This is a genomic window from Nevskia sp. (assembly GCF_023266035.1).
Classification (GTDB): domain Bacteria; phylum Pseudomonadota; class Gammaproteobacteria; order Nevskiales; family Nevskiaceae; genus Nevskia.
The window spans coordinates 1,680-6,391 of record NZ_JAHFRY010000185.1 but is presented as its reverse complement, the minus strand read 5'-3'; the positions used below and the strand labels follow the sequence as shown (position 1 = coordinate 6,391).

Annotated in this window: 6 protein-coding genes and 1 pseudogene; all 7 read left to right on the top strand. The window is 66.2% G+C overall.

What is annotated here, in order from left to right; genetic code table 11:
* Nucleotides 1–190, top strand: a pseudogene (locus Q0D45_RS20090) (enoyl-CoA hydratase/isomerase family protein); the annotation flags it as partial.
* Nucleotides 175–1,086: an SDR family oxidoreductase gene (locus Q0D45_RS20085; RefSeq protein WP_293397265.1), complete on the top strand. Its 912-nt coding sequence runs from the start codon at nucleotides 175–177 to the stop codon at nucleotides 1,084–1,086. The pseudogene Q0D45_RS20090 and the gene Q0D45_RS20085, both read left to right, overlap by 16 nt.
* Nucleotides 1,086–1,577: a MaoC family dehydratase gene (locus Q0D45_RS20080; protein WP_293397262.1), complete on the top strand. Its 492-nt coding sequence runs from the start codon at nucleotides 1,086–1,088 to the stop codon at nucleotides 1,575–1,577. Before Q0D45_RS20085 ends, Q0D45_RS20080 begins: the two co-directional genes overlap by 1 nt.
* Nucleotides 1,574–2,776 carry a CoA transferase gene (locus tag Q0D45_RS20075; protein WP_293397259.1) on the top strand — a complete coding sequence of 401 codons (1,203 nt, stop codon included), beginning with the start codon at nucleotides 1,574–1,576 and terminating at the stop codon, nucleotides 2,774–2,776. The genes Q0D45_RS20080 and Q0D45_RS20075 overlap by 4 nt, the downstream gene beginning before the upstream one ends.
* A gap of 35 nt (nucleotides 2,777–2,811) precedes the next feature.
* The gene (locus Q0D45_RS20070) at nucleotides 2,812–3,981 is read left to right on the top strand and encodes an acetyl-CoA acetyltransferase (protein ID WP_293397256.1); all 1,170 of its coding nucleotides are present in this window, start codon (nucleotides 2,812–2,814) and stop codon (nucleotides 3,979–3,981) included.
* Nucleotides 3,982–3,985: 4 nt separating this feature from the next.
* Complete coding sequence (locus Q0D45_RS20065; protein ID WP_293397253.1) at nucleotides 3,986–4,387, top strand: Zn-ribbon domain-containing OB-fold protein; 402 nt, start codon at nucleotides 3,986–3,988, stop codon at nucleotides 4,385–4,387.
* 86 nt (nucleotides 4,388–4,473) lie between these two features.
* On the top strand, nucleotides 4,474–4,712 hold a 239-nt coding region (locus tag Q0D45_RS20060; RefSeq protein WP_293397250.1), incomplete at its 3' end, for a CoA transferase.

Genomic DNA, 4,712 nt, shown 5'->3' with positions numbered 1-4,712 from the left:
GATCGCCTACGCCGCACCGCTTTCGGTCGTCGCCGGCAAGAAGGTGCTCAAGGACGCCACCACCCTGGGCTGCGTGCCGGGACTGAAAGCCGCTTGGGATCACTATATCCCGGTGTATGCCAGCGAGGACGCCATAGAAGGTCCCAAGGCCTTTGCCGAGAAACGCAAACCACAGTGGAAGGGACGCTGAAGGAGAACGGCTTGAACGCGAACGAAGGCGCTGCGGCGCAGGAGTCCCCGAAATTCGGCTTCGCCGACGCCGACCTGGCGAAGCTGCCGACGGTGTATGTACCGGGCCTGTTCGCGGGCCAGCGCGTGCTGGTGTCCGGTGCCGGCAGCGGCATCGGCAAGGCCATCGCGTTCCTTTACGCGCGCCTGGGCGCGACGCTGGTGATCTGCGGACGCAAGCCGGAGGCGCTGGAAGCCAGCGCCGATTGGCTGCGCAGGCTCGGCAGCCCCGAGGTGTTGGTACTGCCGCTCAACATCCGTGACCCGGAGGCCGTGAGCCACGCGATGGACGCGGTGTGGGAGCGCTTTGGTGGGCTCGACGTGCAGGTAAACAACGCCGGCGGGCAATTTCCGCAGGCGGCGCTGGATTACAGCGTCAAGGGCTGGAACGCAGTGATCGACACCAATCTCAACGGCACCTGGCACATGATCCAGAACGCCGCCAAGCGCTGGGTGCGCGACGGTGTTCCCGGCAGCGTGGTGAACATCGTCGTTGTCACCGAGCGCGGCCAGCCCGGCATCACGCACACTGCGGCGGCACGCGGCGGTGTGGTCGCGCTGAGCCGTTCGCTGGCACTGGAATGGGCACCGCATCGCATCCGCGTCAACTGCGTGGCGCCGGGCACCATCGAGAGCAATGGCTTCAACAACTACCGCGCGGAAAACGCCGAGCAGTTCTGCAACTCGAACCCCATGAAGCGCAATGGCGACGTCCAGGACATCGCCGAGGCCGTCGTCTATCTCACGGCATCGAGCGGCAAGTTCCTGACCGGCGAGGTTCTGCGCGTCGACGGCGGCGGAACGCTCTGGGGAGAGGCGTGGACCAACGGCCGGCCCGACTACTTCAAGGTGAGCTGATGAACGCAACGACCGCACAAGACGGCCCGGCCATCTCCTTCAAGAGCCACCGCCGCACGATCACCGAAACCGACATCGTCAATTTCGTCAATCTGATGGGGTTGCACGAGCCTTTCTTCATCGACATGGAGTACATCCGAGACCATCTCGCTGAAGGCCACCGCACCCGCTTCGCACCGGGACCGATGGTCATCTCGCTGGGCATGGGCCTGGTCGCAACCCTCATCAAGGATGTGATCGATCGCGCCTTGGTCGGTGCCAATGCCGGCGAGTTCGGCGGCATGACCGGCGTCAACGCGCGCCTGGGCGCGGCGCTGTTTCCCAACGACACCATCCACGTCGAGGGCGAAGCCAGGTGCAAGCCCAAGACCAGCCGCGGCTATACCCTGCTGGAGATCCGCCATCGCGTGATCAATCAGCGCGGCGAGCAGATCGCAGACTTCACCGAGACCGTGTGCTTCCTGCCGTCCACGACGAAGGCGGCCTCATGACGGTACTGGCGGGCGTCACCGTCCTCGACTTGTCGCGGCTGATGGCAGGTCCGTATGCGGCGATGGCGCTCGCGCATTACGGCGCACGTGTCATCAAGATCGAGTCGCTCGAGGGCGAGGAAGGCCGCGGTTTCGGACCGCCGTTCTGCGGCGAGGTGGCCGCCCTTTTCATGATGAGCAACCGCGGCAAGGAGTCCTTGTGCCTGGACTTCCGCAAGCCTGCCGGTCGCACAGTGCTGGAAAAGCTGGTGGCGCGCGCCGACGTGCTGATCCACAGCTTTCGTCTGGATTTCGCCGAGCGCCAGAAGCTGCGTTATGAAGATCTTGCTCTGATCAACCCGCGCCTGGTGCATTACTCGGTGTCGGCCTACGGCAGCGACAGCGCGTACCGGCTCAAGCCCTCGGTCGACAGCGTCATCCAGGGCGTGGCCGGCGGCTTCTACGGCGCCGGCGAGGAGAAGGATCCACCGATCCGCAACAGCCTGCCGATCGTGGACGTGGCCTCCGGGATGTGCGGCGTCAACGGCATCCTCGCCGCGCTGATGGAGCGCCAGAAGAGCGGTCGCGGCCAGGCGGTGGAACTCACGCTCATGGGGACAATGCTCACCTTTCTCGGCAGCAAGATCGCCGAAGCGAGCATCGAGGGTCATTGCGAACGCGAGATCAATCCCGCCATCGTGGCGCCCAGCCGGCATTTCCAGGGTTCGGACCAGCGCTGGTTCACGCTCACGGTCATCAACGACGCGGCGTTCGCGAGACTGTGCAAGCTGGTCGGCCGCCCGGAATGGACGAGCGAAGACCGCTTCCGCGACAACGCCTCTCGCATCCGCCACCGCACCGAGTTGCTGGCGATGCTCGCCGGCATCTTCTCGACCCGTACCGCGCGCGCCTGGATCACCGCGCTGGACAGCGCCGATATTCCCGCAGGCCCGGTCAACACCGTGCCGGACATGCTGGCCGACCCGGTACTGCGCTCCCTGCTCGGCCAGCACGCCGACGTGCCGGGGCTGCCGCAGCCGGAATTCCCGGTGCGCAGCGAACGCGGCATGCGTGACGTTGCCGCGCTGAGGCGCGCGCCGGGACTCGGCGAGCACAGCCGCTCCGTGTTGACCGAGCTGGGCTATGACTCGGCGCAGATCGGGCAACTGTCGGCAGACGCCATCACCCGCCTCGGCGGCGCCCCCCGATTGCAGGACTGAAACACTCGTCCGATGACATCAACAAGAGTGCACGAATGAAGAAACGCGAAGCGGTCATCGTCGGCGTCGCCGACGTTCCTCTGAAAGACGGCAGGGTTGCCGAGCCGCTTTCCGTCCTGCAGGTGCAGGCGCGCGCGGCGCGAGACGCGCTGCGCGACGCCGGCCTGTCGATGCGCGACGTGGACGGCCTGTTGTCCACCGGCATGTGGGGCGTGCCAGGCCCCGGACAGATGCCGACGCTGACTTTGGCCGAGTATTTCGGCATCGCGCCGCGCTTCGTCGATTCCACCAACATTGGCGGTTCGGCATTCGAGGCCTTCGTGGCGCACGCGGCAACGGCGATCGAGACCGGCCGCTGCGAGGTTGCACTCATCACCTACGGCAGCACGCAGAAGAGCGAGAAGAGCCGCAGCCTGGGCGGCCGACCCTCGGTGCTGACCATGCAGTACGAGACCCCCTGGGGCATGCCCACCCCGGTCGGCGGTTACGCCATGGCAGCGATGCGCCACATGCATGAGTACGGCACCACGTCGACGCACCTGGCCGAGATCGCGGTGGCCACGCGCAAATGGGCGCAGCTCAATCCGGCCGAGATGATGCGTGACCCGCTGAGCATCGAGGACGTGCTCGGCAGCCCGATGATCTCGGACCCGCTGCACCTGCTCGATTCCTGCCTGGTCACCGACGGTGGCGGCGCCATCGTCATGACCACCGCCGAGAACGCCAAGGCGTTGGGCCGCACGCCGGTCTACGTGCGTGGCTACGGCGAGTCGAACACCCACTGGACGATGGTCGCCATGCCGGATCTGACGCGCCTGACGGCGGCGGAAATCGCCGGGCGCGAAGCCTTCCGCATGGCCGGCATCGGCCACGACATGATCGACGTCGCGCAGATCTACGACTCTTTCACCATCACCGTGCTGCTGACGCTGGAGGCCCTGGGCTTCTGCAAGCGGGGGGAAGGCGGCGCCTTCGTCTCCGGTCAACGTACCGCGCCCGGCGGTGCCTTTCCGCTCAACACCAGCGGTGGCGGACTGTCCTGTGCACACGCCGGCATGCTCGGCATTTTCCTGCTGATCGAGGCGGTGCGGCAGTTGCGCGGCGAGTGCGGCGAACGCCAGGTACAGAACGCGCGCACGGCGCTGGTCCACGGCACCGGCGGCGCGCTGTCCAGCGGTGCCACCTGCATTCTTTCGCGGAGCTGAGGCGATGTACGAAAAACCCCTACCTGTCATCGATCCCGAAAGCCAGCCCTACTGGGATGCGCTGAAACAGCATCGGCTGCTGCTCAAGCGCTGCCGCGCCTGCCAGCGCTGCCATCACTATCCGCGCGAGCTGTGCCCGCACTGCCATTCCGACGATGTGGAATGGTCGCAGGCTGCCGGCGGCGGCCACATTTACAGCTATACCGTCGCGCGGCGTCCGGCCGGACCGTCGTTCAAGCCCGACACGCCCTACGTCGTCGCCCTGGTCGAACTCGACGAGGGCGTGCGCATGATGACCAACATCGTCACCTTGGACGTCGAGTCCCTGCGCATCGGCCAGCGGGTCGCGGTGCAGTTCGACGATGTCACGCCGGACGTGACCCTGCCCAAGTTCCGGCCGGCCTGAGTGCCATTCAGCGCGCAACCATGAACGACATTTCCGATCCTCCAGAGTGTCCTGATTCCGGCTGGCAACCGCTGGCCGGATTGCGCGTGCTGGATTTCTCGCTGCTGCTGCCGGGACCGTTTGCGACCGTGACGCTGGCCGACCTCGGCGCCGAGGTCATCAAGATCGAACCGCTGACCGGCGACTTCGCCCGGCGCATGGCCGGCCCGATGTTCGCGATGGCCAACCGCAACAAGCAGACCCTCGCGCTCGATCTGAAAAATCCGGCAGTGAGACCCTTGATCGAACGCCTCGCGCGATGGGCGGATGTGGTCGTGGAGGGTTT